The organism is Fibrobacter sp. (assembly GCF_017545445.1).
In the GTDB taxonomy this organism is placed as follows: domain Bacteria; phylum Fibrobacterota; class Fibrobacteria; order Fibrobacterales; family Fibrobacteraceae; genus Fibrobacter.
In genome coordinates, this window is record NZ_JAFWOM010000103.1 from 17,813 (window position 1) to 40,931 (window position 23,119).

11 protein-coding genes are annotated in these 23,119 nt (G+C 45.6%); 9 read left to right on the forward strand and 2 right to left on the reverse strand.

Features of this window, described 5'->3' with window-relative positions; all coding sequences use genetic code 11:
- Positions 1-228 precede the first annotated feature (228 nt).
- The 5 genes from IKG78_RS11765 (at position 229) to IKG78_RS11785 (ending at position 10,647) form a co-directional block, all read left to right on the forward strand.
- Positions 229-2,271 (forward strand): pectate lyase, encoded by a 2,043-nt coding sequence (locus IKG78_RS11765; protein ID WP_290943654.1) that lies wholly within the window; start codon positions 229-231, stop codon positions 2,269-2,271.
- Positions 2,272-2,843: 572 nt separating this feature from the next.
- Positions 2,844-5,552: a CIA30 family protein gene (locus IKG78_RS11770; RefSeq protein ID WP_290943656.1), complete on the forward strand. Its 2,709-nt coding sequence runs from the start codon at positions 2,844-2,846 to the stop codon at positions 5,550-5,552.
- A 106-nt stretch (positions 5,553-5,658) separates the two neighbouring features.
- Entirely contained in the window at positions 5,659-6,885 is a 1,227-nt protein-coding gene (locus IKG78_RS11775) for an aminotransferase class I/II-fold pyridoxal phosphate-dependent enzyme (RefSeq protein WP_290943658.1), read from the forward strand.
- A 54-nt stretch (positions 6,886-6,939) separates the two neighbouring features.
- Positions 6,940-8,355 (forward strand): MATE family efflux transporter, encoded by a 1,416-nt coding sequence (locus IKG78_RS11780; RefSeq protein ID WP_290943660.1) that lies wholly within the window; start codon positions 6,940-6,942, stop codon positions 8,353-8,355.
- Between the two features lie 435 nt (positions 8,356-8,790).
- Positions 8,791-10,647: a glycoside hydrolase family 11 protein gene (locus IKG78_RS11785; RefSeq protein WP_290943662.1), complete on the forward strand. Its 1,857-nt coding sequence runs from the start codon at positions 8,791-8,793 to the stop codon at positions 10,645-10,647.
- A gap of 161 nt (positions 10,648-10,808) precedes the next feature.
- Here IKG78_RS11785 and IKG78_RS11790 read toward each other — a convergent pair whose 3' ends face one another.
- Positions 10,809-11,522 carry a hypothetical protein gene (locus IKG78_RS11790; protein ID WP_290943664.1) on the reverse strand — a complete coding sequence of 238 codons (714 nt, stop codon included), beginning with the start codon at positions 11,520-11,522 and terminating at the stop codon, positions 10,809-10,811.
- Positions 11,523-11,665: 143 nt separating this feature from the next.
- Positions 11,666-12,622: a dihydrodipicolinate synthase family protein gene (locus IKG78_RS11795; RefSeq protein WP_290943666.1), complete on the reverse strand. Its 957-nt coding sequence runs from the start codon at positions 12,620-12,622 to the stop codon at positions 11,666-11,668.
- A gap of 296 nt (positions 12,623-12,918) precedes the next feature.
- Between IKG78_RS11795 and IKG78_RS11800 the strand changes: the two genes are divergently transcribed.
- The 4 genes from IKG78_RS11800 to IKG78_RS11815 all read left to right on the forward strand — a co-directional run bounded on the left by IKG78_RS11800 (position 12,919) and on the right by IKG78_RS11815 (position 23,096).
- Positions 12,919-15,630 (forward strand): FISUMP domain-containing protein, encoded by a 2,712-nt coding sequence (locus IKG78_RS11800; protein ID WP_290943668.1) that lies wholly within the window; start codon positions 12,919-12,921, stop codon positions 15,628-15,630.
- Between the two features lie 90 nt (positions 15,631-15,720).
- Positions 15,721-19,806, forward strand: coding sequence for an FISUMP domain-containing protein (locus IKG78_RS11805; protein ID WP_290943670.1), 4,086 nt, complete (start codon positions 15,721-15,723; stop codon positions 19,804-19,806).
- Positions 19,807-19,809: 3 nt separating this feature from the next.
- Complete coding sequence (locus IKG78_RS11810) at positions 19,810-21,591, forward strand: FISUMP domain-containing protein (protein ID WP_290943672.1); 1,782 nt, start codon at positions 19,810-19,812, stop codon at positions 21,589-21,591.
- 182 nt (positions 21,592-21,773) lie between these two features.
- Positions 21,774-23,096: a fibrobacter succinogenes major paralogous domain-containing protein gene (locus tag IKG78_RS11815; protein WP_290943674.1), complete on the forward strand. Its 1,323-nt coding sequence runs from the start codon at positions 21,774-21,776 to the stop codon at positions 23,094-23,096.
- Positions 23,097-23,119 lie beyond the last annotated feature (23 nt).

Sequence of the window (23,119 nt, forward strand, 5' to 3'; positions counted from 1 at the left end):
CCATCCACACTCTAGCGAACACAATATAAAATTTTATAAAAATATTTCATGAAAAATAAAATTCACGATTGGTAAAAATGGGAACTTTTACGCTTTTTTTGGCATTTTTTAGATTTTTTGAAGATTTTTTTTGGATTTATCGAAGAAATATATTGAAGAAAAATACGCTTTACTATATATTTGTATTCGAAAAGACCTGTTGGTGGGGTCTAAAAAGTTGGGATGTTTATGAAACGTGTCGTTTCTGTTTTTGCTTGTACTTGTATAGCAGCCTTTTCTCAGGTTGGTGCTCAAGTCTCTTTTCAAAATGTTTCTGGCTCGCTAGAATCGGCTTATGCGGAGTGGGCTTCGGACGGTTCCGATAGTTACAATGTCTATTATTCGGGGGCTGGCTCCAAAGATGTCAAGGTCGATGCGCCTCTCATCCGCAAATATGGCTCCAAGTTCCGCGTCGATGTGGTTGGCCTCAAGGCCGGGAGTTACACGCTCAAGGTGGCTTCTGTCAAGGGAGGCAAGGAGACCGCTTCGGCTACTTCCAAATCGTTTGAAGTCAAGTCGCACGATCGCAGCGGTTTTGCATTTAACGATGGCCATGTTCCGGGGGCTTATAATGCCGACGGTACACTCAAGAATGGTGCTGTAGTCCTTTACGTTTCCGAGACGACAAAGAATACGGTTGAGCTCGATGTTGCAAAGAATAACAAAGGCGGAACGGACAATTTTGTGGGGCTCCAGAATATTTTGAATGCTTTTAAAAAAGGCTATGACAAACGGCCTCTTGTAATTCGTTTGGTGGGGAACGTTACGGACCCAGCCGATACCGACAAGGGCGATATTCTCGTGGATATGGACAAGAAAGAAGGCTTGTCTATGACTATTGAGGGTATCGGCAACGATGCTACGGCAAACGGCTGGGGTCTCCGTATCAAGGGCGCCCAAGATGTCGAGGTCAGGAATATCGGTTTCATGAACGTGGATTCCGACGAAGGCGACAATTTGGGCTTGCAGCAAGAGAACAAGTACATCTGGGTGCACAACTGCGATTTCTTTTATGGTCATGCTGGGAGCGACAAGGATCAGGTCAAGGGCGACGGCGCTTTGGATTGCAAAAAATCGACATACGTGACATTCAGCTACAACCACTTTTGGGATAACGGCAAGTCGAACCTGCTAGGCCTCTCTGAAGGCACGACCGAAGGTCTTTACATCACGTATCATCACAACTGGTACGACCACTCCGATAGTCGCCATCCGCGTGTGCGTTACTACAGCGCTCACGTTTATAACAACTATTATGATGGCAATGCGAAGTATGGTGCAGGTTCCACGCTTGGTTCTTCTGTGTTCATGGAGGCGAATTACTTCCGCAACTGCAAGTACCCGATGATGACCTCGCTGCAGGGAACTGACGTTTATGCGAGCGGCACCAAGCGCGATCCGACGAATAACGGCACGTTCAGCAAGGAAGCGGGCGGGACCATCAAGGCTTATAACAATTACATGGAAGGCTCTTACACGTTTATCCCGTATGGTGCAAGCAAGTACATGCTCAAGGGTGTGGAAACCGCAGTAGGTTCCATTGACTCAAAGGTTGATTTCGATGCTTACGTTGTCGAAAAACGCGATACGCAAGTGCCTTCAAACGTGACGTCTTACGCTGGTGCGAACGTTTATAACAACTTCGATACAGACAAGTCTTTCATGTATAGCTACAAGGCAGATGATCCTGCGGTGGCACGTGATAACGTTGTGCGGTATGCTGGCCGCGTGCAGGGCGGCGATTTCAAGTGGGTGTTCGACAATTCCGTTGACGATGCCGCAAGCGAAGTGAACCAAAAGTTGAAGGACGCTCTGGTGGCGTATAAGGGCAGCAATGGCGAGGTGATGGAGTATAGCTCCTCTTCCAACGTCCTGAGTTCTTCCAATGCCGTCATCCTGAGCTCATCGAGCGAAGGATCCAGTGAAAGTTCTGGTAGCTCAATGGTTCCTGGATCATCTTCTAGCAAAGAGGAGCAGGGCATTGCTGTGTATGTTCCTTCGAAGGAATACCTTTTCTATGATTCGAATTCGGACCGCCTTGTAGTCGGAACGAAAAACGTTGTTCGTTTGGATATTATCGGGATAGACGGCCACCGCGTCGATGTAACGGGCCTTAAGAAAGTGGGCGATGTCCGCGTGCTTGACTTAAGCTCTTTGCGTGCTGGCGTTTACATTGTCCGCCTCTCGACGTGGATGACGACTCATACGATGAAATTCGTTAAAAAGCCGTGAGCTTTGAGGCGTGCGCAATGAATAATTGTCCTTGCAAACGTATGATACTTTGTTGTAATACATACTAAATTTGTTTTTTTGTGTTTTAGTATGTAAAAAATGGGCTGAGAAGCACTTAAAAATGGCGTTAAAGCGACTTTTTAGTCTTTTTTTTGCAAAAAAGCCCCCCAAAATGCCTTTTTTTAAGCAAAAATTACATACTAAACACCTTAAAAATGCTTTTTAGTATGTAATGCACTGGAGTAATCGATTGCCGATTACATATCAAATTGCGCAAAAAATGATTTTAGTATGTAAAGCAAACAAGTATTTTTCTCTGCTGAGCTTTGTAAAATACTCAAAGGCACGAAGTGCCGACCTCATACCTCATCGCTCGCTCTCCCAACCACTAACCACTAACCACTTCCTACCGCCTACTGTCTACTAAATATGTAACTTTTCCTATACGTAAAGTGTTTTTTTGCACATTCTGGAATGTTTCCAAATAAATTACAACTTTTTTTCTACGCATTTTGTATTTTTTATCTGGGATTATATGGTTGCGGAGATTGGGTGAACCCAAAAGGATGTTTATGAAAAAAATCTTCGCATTTCTGATGTGCGCTGCCGTAACGTCTGCTATGGCAGTTAGTGCTAGCCGTGTTGGCCCTGTGAGCACGTACGGTGAACTTAAGGCAAACGGCGGCAAGCTTTCCGGTACTTGCCCGGATTACTCCAACAAGGCCGTCCAAGTCAAGGGCATGAGCCTCTTCTGGAGTTCGGGTGCAGATAGCTCTACCGTTTTCTATTCCGAAAAGGCCGTGAACGCCATGGTGAAGCAGATGAACATCGAAGTCATCCGCTTTGCAATGGGTGTGACTCAGGAAAAGTTCCAGGACCAGGGCCGTGGCTACTTGAGCAGCGCGCAGGGCGAAACCTTGCAGAAGGGCTACCTCAAGAACGTGGTCAATGCCGCTATCGAAAACGACATTTACGTGATTATCGACTGGCACATCGAAAGTGCAAACGGCAATACTTCTGAAGCTGTCAAGTTCTTCGAATATGCCGCTAAGGAATACGGCTCCTACAACAACGTGATTTTCGAAGTGTGGAACGAACCTGTCGGTGCCGACATGGGTACGGTCGCCTCTCATGCGAACTCCGTGATTGCCGCAATCCGTAAGTATTCCGACAACCTCGTGCTCGTGGGCAGCCCGGAATGGTCCAGCCATCCGGAACAGTGCGCCCAGGCTGGCATTCAGGACAGCAAGAAAAACTTCGGTTGCACGCTCCACTTCTATGCTGCAACGCACCAGACGGGTAACGGTGGCTACAATGATCGTGCCGCTCAGGCTATGTCTGCCGGCGTTCCTGTGTTTGCTACGGAATGGGGTACGGTCAGCGCCGACGGTAACGGCTCCCCGAACCAGAGCGCAAGCCAAGCATGGATTAGCTGGATGAACCAGAACAATGTTTCTTGGGCCAACTGGTCTGCTTCCGCTATCAAGGAACAGTCCGCAGCTTTCCAGAACCTCGCTATCGACAACGGCCTTACCTTTACGACTTCCGGTAATATGGTCAAGGGCTGGATGAACGGAACGAGCGGCTATAAGGACTGCGGCCTCCAAAACGGCAGCAGCAGCGGCAACAGCGGTTACTCGACGGGTGTTGCTAACGGTGCTACAACCGACCTTATTGACGACCTTGAAGACGGTGACCGTTTTGCCTACACGGGCGGATGGTGGTCTGCATTTGCTGATTCCGACGACGATACGGACGGCAAGGGTGAAACCTCTATTTCTAACAGCAAGTGGGAAAACGATTTCGGCAAGCAGGTCTATGACGTGCTCATGCCGAAGAAGGGCGACAAGAACACCTCCAAGTACATGGCCGGTATCGAAAAGATCAAGCTTGCCAAGGGTGCTTACAAGTACGCTCCGTATGTGGCAATCGGCCTCAACCTCAAGCGCGATACGACTATTATCGACCTTTCTGCTTGCAAGTCCATCAGCTACAAGTTCAAGGGTGCAAGCCACAACTTCCGCGTTGAAACTTCTCTCGTCACGAACTGGAACTTCCATCACGTGAACAAGGACGGTTCCGAAGAATGGAAGGAAGTGGAACTCACTTGGGACCAGTTCACTCAGGAAAGCTGGGGCGATGATGACAAGCACTTCAGCCTCGGTGACAAGGGCATGAACAAGGTGCAGCGCTTTGCTTGGGAAGTCAAGGGCGCTCTCGATGTCCCGGATAGCAAGAACCAGCCGAAGTACGATTATCTCTATGTGGATGACGTACGTTGCAATGGTGCTTCTATCACGGCGATCAGTGCTGGTGACGGCCCTGCTCCGACCTCTTCTTCTGCAACTGCAAAGTCCAGCTCCGCAACGGCTAAGTCTAGCTCTGCTACGACTCCGAAATCTTCTGCTACAGTAGTTGTGCCGACTAAGGACCTCTTGGTTATCGATGATGTCGAAGACCTTGACGAAGTTCTCAATGTTGGCGGTTCTTGGTATGCTTATACCGATAGCGCTTCGGGTGGCAAGTCCAAGATTTCTAACGCCTATGATCCGGAACTTCCGGGCTACGTCGTTGTGTTCCCGGGTACGAAGGATGCTACCAATGGTACTAAGGGCTTTGTCGGCCTCACGGAAATCTTCTGGAATCAGGCGGATTACGAATATGCTCCGTTCGTGGCTCTTGGCCTCAACTTGGTCGATACGACCAAGGGCTATGATTTGAGCGCATGCACGGCTCTCAGCTACCGCTACAAGGGTGCTGCTCATAAGTTCAAGGTTCAGGACGGTCAGGTGAAGGATTACGCTTACCACGAACTCCTCGCTAAGGATGCTAAGGAATGGACGAATGTTGTTATTCCTTGGGAAAAGCTCGAACAGCCGGTCTGGACGAAGGCTAAGGTTGACTTGAACAAGGCTGCTATCAAGAAGATGGCTTGGGAAGTCGTTGGCTATGAAGGCTTTGACGAACAGCCGGAAATCAACTACCTCTATGTGGATGACCTCAAGTGCTTGAGCGGTGGTACGGGAATCAAGACTGTTGCCCGTGCAGCAAGTGGCATCAAGCTCGGCTTTGCAGGCAATATGCTGAACGTAAACTTCAGCAAGGCAGGCAAGGCTTCTGTTCAGGTGTTCGACATGATGGGTCACGTTGTTGAAAGCTTCAACGAAAGCGTTTCTGCCGGCGCTAACCAGTTCTCTCTCAAGAACATGAGCAATGGCAACTACGTTGTACGTGTTACGATGAACGGTGCAAGCAAGACCGCCCGCATCTCCATCAAGTAAAGACTGAAGCGTCTCTGGACGCATAAGTAACCATCAAAACGCTCCGGACGGATGTCCGGAGTGTTTTTGTTGTATATAACCATTTTATTTCTAAATTTGCTTTGCTATGCAACCATTAAGTCAACGTACCGAAACTTTTACCGATTCTGTTATCCGTCGAATGACCCGCATTGCGAATGCGTGCGGTGCTATTAACTTGTCGCAGGGCTTCCCTGATTTTGACCCGCCGGAATCGCTCACGAAGCGTCTTTCGGAAGTGGCTTTGACTGGCCCGCACCAGTATGCGATTACGTTTGGCGCACAGAATTTCCGCGAGGCTCTGAGCGATAAGCAGTTCCATTTTAGCGGGCTGCGTTACGATCCGCAAAAAGAGATTGTGATTACGTGCGGCAGTACCGAAGCTATGATGGCGTCGATGATATCGGTCTGCAATCCGGGCGATAAGGTAGTGTTGTTTTCGCCGTTCTACGAGAACTATTCTGCGGATACGATTTTATGCGGGGCGACTCCGGTTTATGTGCCACTCTCGCCAGTCGATTTGAGTTTTGATGCGAACGTGCTCGAAAGTGCGATGGCGCAGCCGGGCGTGAAGGCTCTTGTGCTTTGCAATCCGGCGAACCCGAGCGGCAAGGTCTTTACGCACGAAGAACTTTCGATTATCGCATCGCTTGCTATCAAGTACGATTTGTACGTAATTACGGACGAAGTTTACGAGCATATCATTTACGCTCCGCATCGCCATACGTACATCGCGACGCTCCCGGGAATGTTCGAACGTACGATTGAATGTAGCAGCTTGAGCAAGACGTATTCGATTACGGGTTGGCGCTTGGGCTACGTGCTTGCAGCGGAACCGGTTATGGAACGCATCAAAAAAGTTCACGACTTTTTGACGGTGGGTGCTGCGGCTCCGTTGATGGAAGCTGCTGTGACGGCGCTCCGTTATGACGACTCGTATTATGCGGGTTTGCTGGCTCATTACACGCACATGAAGGACGTGTTTACGAGTGGACTCCGCAATCTCGGTTTGCACTTTACCGAACCGCAAGGAGCTTACTTTGTGCTGATTGATATTAGCGAATTCGGTTATGGTCGGCGCGGTGTTAGCGGCTCGCGCGAATCTTGTAGTGATGTAAAATGCGTGGCCGACGCATTGCCCGATGAACAATTCTGCATTGATATGGCACAGAAGGTGGGTGTCGCTGCGGTTCCGGGGTCGAGTTTTTTCCGCGAACCGGTGGACCATCTTGTCCGTTTGCATTTCGCAAAAAAAGACGAAACGCTTTACGAAGCGCTTAACCGATTGGAAAATCTGAAAAAATTAAAACGTTAGTTCTTTGTTTTTGGGCTGTCGCGCGGTCTTTGATTTTTCTATCTTTGCCAAGCTATGGTTGATGCTATTTTAAATAGGTTCTATAAACCTTCTAAATTCAAGAAGAATGGGGACGTGAAGGATGTGCTCGTGGTGGCGCTTCCGATGCTTTTGTCGATGTCGTTTGACACGTTCATGACGTTTATCGACCGCTTGTTCCTCTCGAAGCTTGGCCCTGCCGAAATGAATGCTGCACTTGGGGCGGGGGCGGTGCAGCTTGCCCTCACGATGTTTTTTACGGGCGCGATTAGCTACACGACGGCAATGGTTGCACAGCGTCTGGGTAGCAAAAAACGTTGGGATTGCGCTCGCGTGTTCATGCAATCGGTGTATCTGTCGCTGATTTCCGTACCGCTTTTGTACCTCACGATTCCGCTGGGACATTGGGCTTTTGGAATGGAGCATTTGCCGGCAGACCAGCTCGAATACCAGAAAACGTACTTCAACATTTTGATGTTCGGCGGTGTGATAAATCTTGTTCGCAATGCGGCTCCGTGTTTCTTTAGCGGTATCGGCGAAACCAAGGTCGTGATGAAGGCGGCGTTTGTCGGCATGCTTGTGAACGTGGCGTGCAACTTTGTTTTAATTTACGGGTGCGGCCCTGTGCCTGCGATGGGTGTTGCTGGTGCGGCCTATGGCACACTTATCGGCAATGTGGTTTCTACAGTTATCTTGTTTGCGAAATTTTTCAGCAAGAGTTGTCATCGTCGGTTCCGCACGCGTTTTGCGTTTGCATTCAGTTGGCCTTTGACCCGCGAACTTCTGCAAAAGGGAATCCCTTCTGGCGTAGAAATGTTCTTGAACATGGCGGCGTTCCAGCTCTTGATTTTGATGTTCCATGCACTAGGCTCCGAGGCTGCGACCGCGTCTTCGGTGATGTTTAACTGGGACATGGTGGCGTATGTGCCGCTGATGGGGCTTGAAGTCGCTTCGACGAGCCTTGTGGGGCGTTACGTAGGCGCGAAAGATGGGGCTGCGGCAACGCGTTCGACGTATTCCGGGCTTAAACTGGGGTGGGGCTATTCCTTGCTAATGGGAATATTCTTCATATTCCTGCCTGGCGTATTGACGGATATTTTCAAGCCCGATGTCGCGGAGGCTACGGAAAGTGCACTTGCGATTTTTGAGGCGGCTCGTCCGATGAGCATTTTTATGCTGCGGATTGCGACGTTCTACATTTTTGTGGAAGTTCTGCTCGTGATTTATGCGGGTGCGCTCCGAGGAGCAGGCGATACCGTTTGGGTGATGTTCGCTTGTGCTATCATGAACTGGTGCGTGGCGGGTGCTTTGTATGTTGCCGCCTATGTGTTCCATTTACCGGCGCATATCGCCTGGATAACGGTGGTTGCTGTCTATAGTACGGCCCCGATTATCTTTTGGCGCCGCTGGAAGAGCGGAAAATGGCGTAAGCACGTTATGAACGCGTCGTGAGCCGTGAGCAAAGTGCAATGAACAATGAGTGATGAATTGTTAGCGGCATGCCGTTAACTGTCATTCTGGAGCCGACATGAACAACGAAGTCATTTATCGCCTTTAGCCCCGGCCCCCGAGCCGGGGAATAGGATCCATGCATAAATCGCCTTGAACCTCATGGATTCCCTCCCTCCGGTCGAGAATGACGCTTCCAGCTCCCTTCCTACTGTCTACTTTCTACTAACCACTAACCACTAACCACTAGCCACTAACCACTAACCACTTCCTACTTCCTACTACCCTTTCGTCTTTCGTCTCTCGTCTATAGTCTATCAATGTAAACATAATGCTGTTGTTTTTTTCAACAACAAACATTTCTAAAAAAAAATCCTTTTTGGAATAGTCTCTAATATATTATATAAAGCATAACTATAATGTGAGGAGTACATTAATATGAAACTTATGTCTAATGTAGCCAAATTTGGATTGGCCATGACATTTGGAATGGTGTCCGGAGCTTTTGCTCAGGATTTCTGTACCAATGCTAAACATTCCGGCCAATCTGTGAAAATTTCTTCGAACCAGACTGGTAAAATCGGCGATATCGGTTACGAGCTCTGGGACGAAAACGGTCATGGCGGTTCTGCAACCTTCTATAGTGACGGTTCCATGGACTGCACTATCACAGGTGCCAAGGACTATCTTTGCCGTGCGGGCCTTTCTCTTGGCAGTAACAAGACTTACAAGGAACTTGGTGGCGATATGATTGCCGAGTTCAAGCTTGTGAAGAGCGGTGCGAGTAATGTGGGTTACTCCTATATCGGCATTTATGGCTGGATGGAACAAGTTTCCGGTGCTCCGAGCAACCTGGTTGAATACTATGTGATTGACAATACTCTCGCCAATGACATGCCGGGTAGCTGGATTGGTAATGAAAGAAAAGGGACCATTACGGTTGATGGTGGTACCTATACCGTTTATCGTAATACTCGTACCGGTCCTGCAATTAAGACCTCCGGCAACGTGCAGTTCTATCAGTATTTCAGCGTCCGTGACAAACCGCGTGATTGTGGTACCATCAATATTTCCGAACACATGAGACAGTGGGAAAAGATGGGCATGACCATGGGTAAGCTCTACGAAGCCAAGGTGCTTGGTGAAGCTGGTAACGTCAATGGTCAAGTCAATGGTGGCCATATGGACTTCCCGCATGCTAAGGTTTATATTGCTGATGGTGAAGTGAAGCCCAGTTCTTCTGCTTCTACTCCGACTTCTTCTGCCTCGACTCCGAAATCCTCTGCCGGTGCTGCTGTTAGCGGCAAGATTGATGCCTGCAAGGATCAGATGGGCCACGAAGGCAAAGAATCGAGGACTCAGGGCCAGAACAACTCCAGCGTGACGGGTAACGTTGGCAGTTCTCCGTACCACTATGAAATCTGGTACCAGGGCGGCAACAATTCCATGACCTATTATGATAATGGTACTTACAAGGCCAGTTGGAGCAATACAGGTGACTTCCTTGCTCGTGTCGGATTCAAATACGACGAAAAGCAGACTTACGAGCAAGTTGGCCCCATCGATGCCTATTTCAACTGGAAAAAACAGGGTAGTGCCGGTGGTTACAACTACATTGGAATCTATGGCTGGACGGTTGATCCGCTCGTGGAATACTACATCGTTGATGACTGGTTCAGCAAGCCGGGTGCAAATCTCCTTGGCCAGAGAAAGGGTGAATTCACGGTTGACGGTGATACCTACGAAATTTGGCAGAACACTCGTGTAAACAAGCCCTCCATTAAGGGGGATCAGACTTTCCCGCAGTTCTTCAGCGTTCGTAAGAGTGCTCGTTCTTGCGGCCATATTGACATCACGGCTCACTTCAAGAAATGGGAAGAACTCGGCATGAAGATGGGTAAGATGTACGAAGCCAAGGTGCTCGTCGAAGCCGGCGGTGGTACGGGTTCCTTCGATGTCACCTACTTCAAGATGACTGACAAGAAGCATCCGCTTCCGCAGCCGGAACCGGAATCTAGTGCCAGCGCTCCCAAGTCAAGTGCTTCTGCTCCGGCATCTTCTAGTGCTTCCGTTCACCATCGCAGCAGCAGTGCAACAGAAGCTCTCCACATGACTACGAGAATGCAGTTCAAGAGCGGTGACTTCCAGGTGTTCGACATGCAGGGCCGCTATCTCGGCAACATGAAGGTCGAAGCTGGTTCCTCTGTGAACGATGTCCTGAAGGCTAACTTCAAGAACTCCGGCATCTACATGGTGAAGCAGGGCAACTACATGCAGCGCTTCTCTGTGAAGTAATAAGCTTTCCTCCTTAGACAAAAAAACGCACCCCAATAACGGGGTGCGTTTTTTATTTTACCTTGAATTTGCCTCGATTTTAGTTGATTACAATTTGTGAGCGGTTAAAAAAAGCGAGTCCCTTTTCGGAACTCGCTATTCATATTTTTTTTAATTTGTACTTACTTCTTGGCCTTTTTCGGCGGATGAGCGGCAATTTTCTTCACGCTCTTGTCTTCGTCGGCTTCTTTGGCTGCCTTTTCTGCTTCCTTGAACATTGCTTCTACTTGTTCGAGGGCGCCGTTCGGATCTTCTTCGATGATTTCAGAAGCTTCGTCAACGAGCTCTGCGAATTCGTCGTACCAGTCTGCGAAGATTTCGACTTCGAGATGGTCCACGCCCGGCACCGTCAGACGCACGCCGCAGCATTCGCCCACGCGGTCTTGGAACTTGGCGATTTCCGGACGGAGGAGCGAGAGGTCGAGGCCTTCGAGATCTTCCGGTTCCAAGAGAACGCCATCAACCTTATCGTCGTCTTTTTCGGTTGGTGAGCTTGTCGAACCATTCTTGGACTTCTTCTTGTCGCCCTTCTTGCAGTTGCAGTTCTCTCCGCAACCGCAGGTGCAACTGCTGTCGCATCCGTTCATGGCGAGGTATTCTTCGTCATCGATGCCGCTGTCGTAGTAGAATTCGTCGTCTTCGAGGTACAACGTTTCAACGAAGATTCCCTTTGCACCAAGGGTCTTGGCTGCTGCCAAGAATTCCTTGAGGTCGCCGCCGAAGTAGCGAGTGGCTTCGGCTTCTTCGTTCAAAGTCTGAACCGGGATGGGAAGAAGCTTCTGCTTCTTGATGTGGTCGCAGACCAAGTCTGTAACGGATTTTTCATTCTTAGCCATTGTATGTCTCCTGAGAAAAAGTGGTTAGTGATTAGTGGTTGGTGGTTAGGAATAGCGAGTTTATAATCGCGGCTTTGCCGCCTTTTTATAGACGTGCGAAGCACGTGTAATGTTACTGTCTACTGCCTACTAACCACTGTCTACTAAACATGATACTTCTTCAAGCTGGGTGCCTTCTCGTCGATGAGCTTCATGATGCGGGCGACAGCGTCAGCTCCGTTAGCAGTGTCCTTCACGCTTACGAGCGGCTGGAACAACGGGCTGTTGAAGAGCGTTCCGAGAGGAATCGGGTTCTTACGGCAGAATGTGATATCGATGTAGTCACGAGCTTCCTTCTGCAAGTTGTGAGCCTTGTCCTTGTCGCCAGATTGGAATGCTTTGTACAGGTCAACGAAAATCTTGCAAGCTTCAGGGATGTTGCCTGATGCACTCACGATACCCGTGCCGCCCATTTCGAGGAGGTCCGCAAAGAGACCGTCTTCACCGCTCATCACGGCGAAGTCTTTGCCCTTTGTTTCCTTGATGACGCGCATTGTATCTTCGTGATACTTTTCGCCAAAACCAAATTCAACCGCCTGCTTGAGACCGATGATGTTCTTGTCTTCGGCAAGAGCGATAAGCGTGTCCGGATGGACGTAGCTGGACGTACGGCCTGGAACGTTGTAAATAACAATCTTTGCACCCGTTTCGCTACTGAGCGTCTGGTAGTGCTTGAGCAAACCTTCTTGTGGTGGATTGTTGTAGTAGCCCGTGACGCAGAGGACTGCCACCGGAGCAATCTTCAAAACGTTTTCGATCATTTCGATAGATTCGCGAGTGCAGTTGGAACCAGCACCAGCAATCACAGGAACGCGACCATCGACATAGTCCAAAGTAAACTTGATCACGTCAAGGTGCTGCTGCGGAGAGACTGTGGCACTTTGACCCGTGGTCACTGCAGGGAGAACGCCGCTTGCTCCTGCTGCAATAACATCGTCAATCATTTGCCCCATCTTCTTGTAGTCGATGGAGTTGCGAAGGTTCTTAGGATCGTCGTTCTTTAGCGGGGTGAACAACGCGGGAAATACACCAGTAAGTTGAGAAGCGTTAGTAATCTGCATAGTAATCTAAATATAGTATTAGACGAGAGAGGAATGACGAATGACGTGAAAAAAGTTTGAAATATGGACGCTCTTATGAATGGAACGATGCTTATGGCTACGATTAAGGGGGGCGATGACTTGGGGGAGTCTTGGTAAATAATCATTATAGCGTTTGCAAAGAATTGCTTACGCTTTATTTTTTTTACTTAGAATTTGTGTGTGCACGCCTAAGAAATTGTAATTTGGCTTTTAAAAAACGTATATCACTGAATTTCTTAGATTTCTCTAGTCATTAACCGTTTTCAACTAATTATATGAACTACCGTTTTGCTCTTTTATCTTGTGTTTGCTTGCTTGTGCTTGCTTCTCTTGTCGCATGCGATGATGGTGAATCATTAAGAGAATCTGTCGTGATGGAAAAAGGTTTTATGAAAGACCCTCGCGATGGCCAAGTTTACAAGACTGTGAAAATAGGCAAACAGACTTGGATGGCTGAAAATCTGAACTACAATGCAGATGACAGTTATTGTTTTGGTCCTGGAGATCATGATTGCTTTATGTCGAGCCGACTTTATAAATGGCATGCCGCAATGAATGCTTGCCCTGCGGGTTGGCATTTACCTGATTCGAGTGAATGGAAAACTTTGATTTTGTCAGTTGGCGGAGAAAAATGGATGGATCAAGTTCTCAAATCTTCGGACGGCTGGAATGGTTTGGGAAATTATAAGGATTGCAACGATCACGACGGGGCTTGTATTTTTTGGAGTTCTACGGTGTATTCAGAATCCAGCGTGTATAGTATGAATTTATCGAATTTTTCTGATACTATCGGTTTACATCCTGTTACTGCGATAGATGAGGAAGTATTGGATAAATATGAAAGAAAAATGCTGGAGCATTTTCTTTCGGTTCGTTGTGTTAAAGATGAAAAAATAGATGGAAGTCAAGTCGCAAACGATAAAAATATGGAAATAAAGAAGGTTGATGACTCTCTTGATGCTTCAGCAAATTTAAATGATTCTCGTAACACGAATTCTATAACGAAGGATGTTATGACGGACCCTCGTGATGGACAAACTTACAAGACTGTGAAAATAGGTTCGCAGACTTGGATGGCTGAAAATCTGAATTACAAAACTGAAAACAGTTTTTGTTACGACAATGTGGATAGCAACTGTACGAAATATGGACGTCTGTATGTGAATTCGAAAAATGTGTGTCCTGCTGGTTGGCATTTGCCTGCTATATGGGAATGGGTAAAGTTGTTTAGTGTTTTGAATGATTCTTCTACAGTGGGTAAAAAAATAAAATCTACAGAAGGTTGGTTTGATGATGGGAACGGTACTGATGAATTTGGATTTTCGGTGTTTCCCGCGGGACTCGGTTGTTTCTTAAGGGATATAGATGATAATCCGTATCATGGAACCCCAAAAGCAAAATTAAAAATTGACCCGCGTCATATAACCCCAAAATCAAAATTAAAAATTGACTCTAGTAAAGTGAGATTTGTTGGTAAAAATCGTTATGCATTATTTTTTATGGATGCAGGTGCTTTTGAAAAAGATAAGATTTATTTATCTTATAATAACGATAAAGTAGATTTTTACGGTGGCTCAATCAGTGGCTCAATCACCGGTGTTTCCGTTCGTTGTCTCAAGGATGTTGAAGTCTATAATGCTAAAGGAAATTTTAGGGATCCTCGTGATGGACAGACGTACAAGACTGTAAAAATTGGCCAACAGACTTGGATGGCCGAAAATTTGAGATACAAGATAAAGGGGAGTAGTCAGTTCTATAATCGACGCGATAGTATCGGTAAATATGGTCGCCTCTACAATTGGAAAATGGCAAAGAAAGCTTGCCCGACAGGGTGGCATTTGCCGGATGTGAGTGATTGGAATACCTTGATATCAACGGTAGGTGAAAAAGTAGCGGGGAAGGTTCTTAAATTGAAAAGTGGATGGATGTGTAAAAATGAATATCGTATGCGGAATGAAAATGGAATTTTTGTGAATCACTGTTCCTCTGCTGGCGATGGTTCTGATAAATATGGCTTTTCTGCATATCCAACAGCCTTGCTGAGTGAACTATTGTTATTCTATGGGGATAAACCTCTTTTGAATGCGTCTGCTTTTTGGAACTCTACAGAGATTAACGAAAATGACGCTTATTCCACGCGTTTATTTTATGACCGCGATGATGTAAACCCATATTACGATAATGGTAAAGAAGAGGAGTTGTCGGTACGTTGTGTCAAAGGTAAGGCTCGAAAAGGGATAAGCTTGTCTCGTCCTAATTTTTATTCATTTATGCAAAATTATAATGATATAAAAATAAAGGGAAAATCTAGGTACTTTGGAAAAACTCGCAAACTCATTTTGAAACAATTGAATGAGCTAGCTGAAAAAAAGGCATCCTCTATTCCAAAAGGCGAAATTACAGATGCTCGCGATAATCAAACTTACAAAACTGTGAAAATCGGATGGCAGACTTGGATGGCCGAGAATTTGAAGTTTAAAATGGATAGCAGTTCTTGTTATAAGAATGCCGATAGCAACTGTACTAAATTCGGTCGATTTTATAAATGGGATGCTGCGATTGCGGCTTGCCCGGCGGGGTGGCATTTGCCGGATTCGATTGAATGGAACATGTTGATTCATTCGGCTGGAGGAAATGATTCTGCGAGTAAGGCTCTCAAATCTACGAAGGGTTGGAGTAATCACGGAAACGGTACGGACAAATTTGGATTTTCGGCTATTCCTGCTAGAGCTTCTATTTTTGGACGTGATGCAGAATTTTGGAGTGCCTCGGAAAAAAATAGTGCTAAATCGTATAGCTTTGAATTGACCTGCTTTGCGGATTTTAATTGCGGTGGTGGCGATGTTTGCATCTCGGGTAATGAGTGTACAGACCATTATTATTCCATGCACGATGAACATAAAAGCAGCCGCTATTCAGTGCGCTGTGTGAAGGATGAATTCTTCTTGTATAGCGGTTTAGCAAAATTTATCCATTGGTTTAAATAAGATTTTTGTGTTTCTAATTTTGTACAAAAATTTAGGTATCTTTGCGTGTCAAGAATCGTATTATATTCTTTATATACAAAGAAGATACTTATGAATAATCGTTTTATTGTTTTGTCTGTTGCAAGTGCATTGATGCTCGTGCTTTTGGTTGCGTGTGGCTCTACGCGAAATTCGTCTGGCGATGTGGAAAATACTCTGCGTGATGGAGTTGAATATGGATTCATGACAGATTTTCGAGACGGCCAGATTTACAAGACCGTGAAAATTGGTTCGCAGATCTGGATGGCCGAAAACCTGAATTACAAAATCGAAAAAATCTACAATTTCGTTATGTATGGATATGGCTTTGAGTCAATGTCTGAGGAAGGATACGAAGAGGAAACGATTTCCAGTTATTGTTATGATGGCTACATTAGCAACTGCACCAAATTCGGATATCTTTATCCGCAAAAAAGGGCGGTAAAAGTTTGCCCAGACGGTTGGCATCTTCCTGATACGACTGAATGGAATACATTGATTTCTTTTGTGGGTGGAAAAAGTTCCGCTGGTAAAAAGCTTAAATCGACATTTGGCTGGTTGAATGGGGGCAATGGCATAGATGATAATGGTTTTTCTGTGCTTCCGGCTGGAGCAAAGGGTGGTCCGAATTCCTTCGGAGATATTTTCTCCAAAAAGGATGATGTCTATTATATTGCAGGAGGGAAGAATGCTGTATTCTGGAGCTCTGTAGATACGAATAGTGTGTCTTTCTACTACTATAGTGATTCTATTAGCATTAATAGAGATCGTCCGGAATTCGCTTTTTCAGTTCGATGTGTGCAAAACGATAGCCTTGAATTTAATAGTTCTTCTTCCGCTGGCAAAATACAAACGTTGAATCTCTCAAGTTCAGAATCGGCGGCAAAGTCATCTTCATCTCGAAAGGTCGAATTAGATTCATTGACTGATCCTCGTGATGGACAAATTTACAAGACTGTGAAATTTGGCGACCAAGTCTGGATGGCTCAAAATCTCAATTACAAAAAAGACGAGAGTTATTGTCGGTCGAATGACGATTCGAATTGCGATAAATATGGAAAACTTTATACATGGTCGGCTGCTCTGAATGCTTGCCCTGCAGGCTGGCATTTGCCAACAAAAAGCGAATTGCAAAATTTACTGGATAAGTGGAAAGAAGATAAACAGATGGGTTGGTCTTACATGACTAAATTCAATTTGGCTGGCAATGCGCTCAAGTCGTCAGATGGCTGGTTTGATGGGAAAAATGGATTTGATGAAATTGGCTTTGCCGCTTTGCCGGGAGGCTTTCGGTTCAGTGATGGCACGTATAGCGCCGATGGTGAAAGTGCATTCTTTTGGAGCGCATCAGAAGAAAACGATGATGCGTATGGATTGTCTCTGTATTATTACGATAAAGTCGATTTAGATCTCGATGACAAAAAAGTAGGAATGTCTGTCCGCTGCCTAAAAGGAGAACCTGCTGTTGTTTTATCCTCTAGTTCTACGCCTAAAGGAAATACTTCTTCCTCTTCTTCTTTGAAGGTTGAGAGAGGTTCTGTAACTGATTCCCGTGATGGCAGGCTTTACAAGACTGTAACCATTGGAACGCAAACCTGGATGGCGGAAAACTTGAATTTTGCAACAGCCAATAGTTATTGCTACCAGAATGAATCACGTAATTGCGAAAAGTACGGGCGTCTTTATACGTGGGCTGCCGCGGTAGATAGCGCAAGCATTCTCCGTGCAACAGGCAAAGAATGCGGTTTCGATAGACGTTGTTCGCTAACGTTCCCAGTACAAGGTGCTTGCCCTGTCGGTTGGCATTTGCCGACAAAAGCTGAATGGGGTACATTGAAAACTGTTGTTGGCGAAAAGAATGTGAATTTGTTGAAGTCTAGGGACGGCTGGATAAATGGTAATGGCACGGATGATTATGGATTCTCGGCGCTTCCGGCTGGTGATAAGGATTTTGATGGTGATTTCCTTGTGGGTGAAACCGCTGTTTTTTGGAGTTCTACAGAAACAGATGCGTTCAAAGCTTGGTATCAGGGCATGAAAAACGGCTTTTCTGATTATTCTAACGAAAATAAAAACCGTGGATTTTCCGTGCGCTGCGTTAAAGATGGAATGGGGACGGAAAGTGAAAGAAAAACGGATACTGAAATTTTGTCATCATCTTCGGTACTTGTTGAACCCGGCTCTATGACGGATGAGCGTGACGGTCAGACCTATAAGACTGTAAAAATTGGTTCGCAGACGTGGATGGCGGAAAACTTGAATTACGAGACGACGAATAGCAGTTGCGAACAAGATTCTCTTGCATCTTGTGCCGAGTTAGGACGCTATTACAAGTGGGTTTCTGCAAAGAACGCTTGCCCTGCGGGCTGGCACTTGCCCGATTCTGTAGAATGGAAAACTTTGTTTGCTACTGTGGGCGGTGATTCCGTGGCGGGTCGAACGCTTCATTTTGTGCCAAACAGTGCTTGTGATCGGATTGTAGGTTCGTCAAAATGTTCATCGGGCTTGGAATGGAATTTTTGCACTTTCTATGGGTTTGAAGACGACCCTCCGCGTATTCAGTATGCGGATCGATTTGGATTTACTGCGCTTTTATCGGGTCTCAAGGAGTATGAAACTCCCCAAAATTCCAAAGAAAAGTCTAAGTCTAGTGGCTATCGTAAAAGAACATATGGAGATTTCGGTTATGCGGAATTCTGGAGTTCTATGGATCGGTCGTTTGTAAATCTGTATGATGATAAGCCTGTAGAATGGGGGAAAGACAAGGATTCTTATGAAATTCCGATTCGATGTATTTTAGATAGCGTCTCGCTTGTGGCAAAATCGAAAACGGTGAAGCCAGTTCGTAAAAAGAAGGCGAGGATACTCGGCTCTGCGACGGTATCTCCATCGAATGTTGTTAACGATTCTTTTGTGGATGTTCGTGATGGCAAAATCTACAAGACTGTAACTATTGGTAAACAGACTTGGATGGCCGAAAATCTCAACTATAAAACAGCTGATAGTTATTGCCTTGGAGATAGTCTAGAAAATTGCGCTAGGTATGGCCGCCTCTATAAAGGTAAGGCTGCAAATGAAGCGTGTCCGGGTGGATGGCATTTATCTACACGTGCAGATTGGGAAGCTTTGTTCAAATCCGTGGGTGGCCCGCTTATAGCCGGATTTAAGCTTAAAGATGCCAAAAATTGGTTTAACGATCGTAAAGGAAAAGATGAATATGGCTTTTCGATACTTCCGGGGGCAAAAAGAAATTATGATGGAAAATATTTCAAGAGTGGCTTCGATGCATTATTCTGGACTTCTGAGAAACATCAGAATAATTTAGATAAACGTTATTTTAAATATGACTTTGTACAATTTGATTATTTAACCTCCGTAGCTTCTTTTAATAGTGATGATGAACGCGAAGCGCACTCCGTTCGCTGCGTTATGAATGATGTAGATGCCATAGAGTCTTCATCATCGAAAATGTCTTCTAGTTCCTCTGCAAAATTAAGTAGATCTTCTTCATCTTCTTCTGTTGTAGCCCCTTCAAGTGTAATCAAGGGATCTATGACCGATTCTCGCGACAATCAAGTTTATCAAACGGTGACTGTAGGCACGCAGACTTGGATGGCTCAAAACCTGAATTACCAAGCTGCCAATAGCTATTGCTATAAGGGTGAACCGGATAAATGTGCTGAATACGGTCGCTTTTATACTTGGGCGGTTGCTATGGATAGTGTAGGCAACTTTACCCCCAATGGTAAAGGTTGTGGTTACATGGATGGTGAAAATTGTGAACTGGAGGGAAATGTAAGAGGAATTTGTCCTGAAGGTTGGCATTTGCCGTCCGTTGATGAATGGCGTGATTTTATTAATGGTGTCGGAGGTGAGTTTGGAGCAAGTAAAATGCTCCGCTCGACGGCAGGGTGGAAAGACTATGGGAATGGTGTGGATGCCTATTCCTTCTCGGCTCTCCCTGCAGGGTTGCGGGATGACAATGGTAACTTTAAATATGCCGGTGAAACGGCTGGCTTTTGGACTTCTACGAGATCGAACAAACGTAAGTCCTATCTTCTGCTTATGTATAGCGGCATTGAAAGTGTTGAATTAGATAATTACATGAACGGTTATGAAAAATATTATGGAGCAAATATTCGCTGCATCAAGGATTAAATTATGAATAAACGTGTTGCTTTAATTGCTTTTGTTTGTTGCTCCGTTTTTGCAACGCTTATCGCGTGCAGTTCTTCCAAAAATGCAACGGTAAATTCTGATGGTGTTGCTGCAAAATCAGAAACGCCTTCTCGCAAGATTCTTGTGGATCCACGCGATGGTCAGGTCTATAGGACCGAGAAAATAGGCGAACAAACCTGGATGGCCGAAAATTTGAACTATAAAACAGATGATAGTGATTGCCTAAAAGATCTTGGCATCAATTGTACCCGGTTTGGACGTCGATACAGCTGGGCTGCCGCTATGGATAGCTCTGCGACATTTACCAAAAATGGTGAAGGTTGTGGACTATGGGAATATTGTTCTCCGACGTATCCGGTACAGGGAATTTGCCCTACGGGATGGCATCTGCCGTCTCGCGATGAATGGAAAACATTGCTTTCGTTGCTAGATGAAAAAGACAAGGCGGGGCTTGCGCTTAGGTCGAAGAACGCTTGGGAAATGCATGAAAATATGGGCTTTTGGAGTTCTACCATATTTGATGAAGTCTTGGCATATATGTTGGCTTTCTATAATAAAGAAATGTCTTTAGACCAAAAATATAAGCATATGAAGTATCATGTTCGTTGTGTAAAAGATGAATTGATTGATTCAATACAAAGTATATATTCTACTAAAATACCTTCAGATTCTGTAATGCCGATGCGAAGTATGACCGATTCTCGCGATGGACATGTGTATAGAACGGTGGATATTGGCGACCAAACATGGATGGCCGAAAATTTAAGTTATGACATGGCGGGCTCAAATTGCTGGGACTGGGTTGAAGATAGTCCTTGTGATGTGCGAGGTCGTTATTACGAATGGAACGAGGCGAAAAAAGCATGCCCTGTAGGTTGGCATTTGCCGTCAACTGCGGAATGGTACACCTTGTTTTCTACTGTTGGGGGGCAACGTGTAGCGGGTAAGGCTCTCATAAATAAAACAGGCTGGGATGGTTGCGATGATTGTAAAGATGAATATGGATTTTCTGCAATACCTACAGGTATTGCTTCCTCAATATCTGTATTCCTTGGTGGGGATGCTGATTTTTGGAGCTTTGCAGAAAATGACTCGAATCATGCGTATTTAATGTTCTTGGAAGACTATACGAATATGGCGAGAATTATCAATTGTGATTATTCGATGCGGTATTCGATCCGTTGTGTCAAGGATGGAAATAGAAAAGAGGTTGATTCTACAAGATTACCGGTGAAAGTTGAAAAAGGTGCTGAGTCTTTTATGACGGACTCGCGAGACGGACAAACTTATAAAACCATAAAAATTGGTGAACAGACATGGATGGCGGAGAATTTGAATTACGATGTCCCCAATAAAAGCTATTGCTATGGCAAAGTTCCTAGTAACTGTGCTAAGTATGGGCGTCTTTACGAGGACCGCGTGGCTATGGAGGCTTGCCCTGCAGGTTTTCATTTGCCGTCTCCATCGGAATGGGAAAAGTTGTTCAATGCCGTGGGTGGGCAATTTATGGCGGGAAATGCGCTAAAGTCTAAAAAAGGCTGGATAAATGATGGAAATGGAACGGATCCGTTTGGATTTTCGGCAATTCCTGCTGGTTTGGGCTCTGGTATTGATAGGGAAGAAGGCAAGTCTGCCAACTTCTGGTGCTCTCAGGAAGTAGATGATAAAAATTTCTATTACGTGAAATTGAAACACGATGCCTTTAATGTCGATATGAATCATCCCGAAAACAAGGCATATTCCGTCCGTTGCGTGAAGGATTGATAGGGCGAGGTCGTATCGCTTTGAACGAATTTCTTCTCTAAATCGTAAATGAAAAGTTTCAATTTTGCACAAGGAGTATTTGTATTTTTGTACAAAACAATTTGTATTCTTATTTATAAACAAAGAAGTTGCTTATGGTCACCTCTAAAAATTTCTCTATAACCTTTTTTATTTGCGTTTTGATGTTTGCTGTTTTGGTGCCATCATGTTTTGCAGATGACTGGGATCTCGAAAATAACCATAATTTCGGTTCCATGACCGACTTGCGTGACGGTTGGGTTTATAAGACGGTGCAAATTGGTTCGCAGACGTGGATGGCGGAGAATCTAAGCTTTAATACGGATGATAGTTATTGCAATGGCGATAAGGCTATTCATTGTGTTCGGCATGGTCGGCTTTACACGTGGAATGCGGCAATGAATGCGTGCCCTGCGGGGTGGCGTTTGCCGACGGAAGCGGATTGGACTTATCTTCTGGATGTTGCTGGTGGGCAACCTTTGGCGGGCAAAATGTTAAAGTCCGTAAGCAGTTGGCAAAAACCGAATTTCGGCACGAATGTTTTTGGATTTTCGGCGGATCCTGCAGGTGTGCGATTTGAAGACGGAACTTACAACGATCCTGGCCGTTATGCAATCTTTTGGAGCGCTTCGGAAGAAAGCGAAAAAGAGGCGTATGGCCTGTATTTGCAAAACTTCAATGACCGTGCAGATTTGAATAGCAGCGATAAAAAGAACGGCTTTTCTGTACGCTGCATTAAGGGGTTTGCTAGACGAGAGGCTAGAGATGAAAGACGAGAGGGGAACGCTGTCATCGGCAATCTCCTCACCGACTCTCGTGACGGACAAACTTATAGGACCGTGCAAATTGGTTCGCAGACTTGGATGGCGGAAAACTTGAATTTCAAAACAGATAGCAGCTTCTGTTACAACGAGGCTGATAGCAACTGCACTAAATACGGGCAACTTTACAGATTGTTTGATGTGATGGATAGTGCTGCGCTTTTTTCTACGAATGGAAAAGGATGTGGATATAGAGAAAAGTGTACACCTCGGTATCCTGTGCGTGGTGTTTGTCCTCTGGGCTGGCATGTTCCGACAAAATCTGAATGGGAAGCTTTGTTTGTTGCTGTAGGGGGTATTTTAGGTGAACGTGGAAATTATACGATGGCCGGTAAGTTTCTTAAGGCGAAAAACGGCTGGATTCAGTCTAGCAAGAGAATTGATGAAATTGAAGTTGTTGACCGCAACGGGTATTGGAAAAAGGAAAAGCTAGATAATCCGGTAAGTGTTACGGGTTCAGATGACTATGGTTTTTCTGTGCTTCCTGCAGGAGGATGGCATGCTTGGAAAGGTTTTGGATCTGAAGGAGAGGGTGTAGCTTTTTGGGCGATTGAAGAGCCTTCTTCGTATGATAATGGAGTGAGTTTTCGTCATGATGATGCCGGAACTTTCTTTTTTGTAGCTAAAAAATATTACGGTTTATATGTTCGCTGCATAAAGGACTGAAATCATTAATGATTTGGAGCTTG

Bases quoted from the DNA above. Each gene is read 5' to 3' on its own strand.
- IKG78_RS11775 (WP_290943658.1), top strand. From the start codon at position 5,659: ATGCAACCATTAAGTCAACGTACCGAAACTTTTACCGATTCTGTTATC.
- IKG78_RS11795 (WP_290943666.1), bottom strand. From the start codon at position 12,622: ATGCAGATTACTAACGCTTCTCAACTTACTGGTGTATTTCCCGCGTTG.
- IKG78_RS11770 (WP_290943656.1), top strand. From the start codon at position 2,844: ATGAAAAAAATCTTCGCATTTCTGATGTGCGCTGCCGTAACGTCTGCT.
- IKG78_RS11765 (WP_290943654.1), top strand. From the start codon at position 229: ATGAAACGTGTCGTTTCTGTTTTTGCTTGTACTTGTATAGCAGCCTTT.
- IKG78_RS11815 (WP_290943674.1), top strand. From the start codon at position 21,774: ATGTTTGCTGTTTTGGTGCCATCATGTTTTGCAGATGACTGGGATCTC.
- IKG78_RS11800 (WP_290943668.1), top strand. From the start codon at position 12,919: ATGAACTACCGTTTTGCTCTTTTATCTTGTGTTTGCTTGCTTGTGCTT.
- IKG78_RS11785 (WP_290943662.1), top strand. From the start codon at position 8,791: ATGAAACTTATGTCTAATGTAGCCAAATTTGGATTGGCCATGACATTT.
- IKG78_RS11780 (WP_290943660.1), top strand. From the start codon at position 6,940: ATGGTTGATGCTATTTTAAATAGGTTCTATAAACCTTCTAAATTCAAG.
- IKG78_RS11810 (WP_290943672.1), top strand. From the start codon at position 19,810: ATGAATAAACGTGTTGCTTTAATTGCTTTTGTTTGTTGCTCCGTTTTT.
- IKG78_RS11805 (WP_290943670.1), top strand. From the start codon at position 15,721: ATGAATAATCGTTTTATTGTTTTGTCTGTTGCAAGTGCATTGATGCTC.
- IKG78_RS11790 (WP_290943664.1), bottom strand. From the start codon at position 11,522: ATGGCTAAGAATGAAAAATCCGTTACAGACTTGGTCTGCGACCACATC.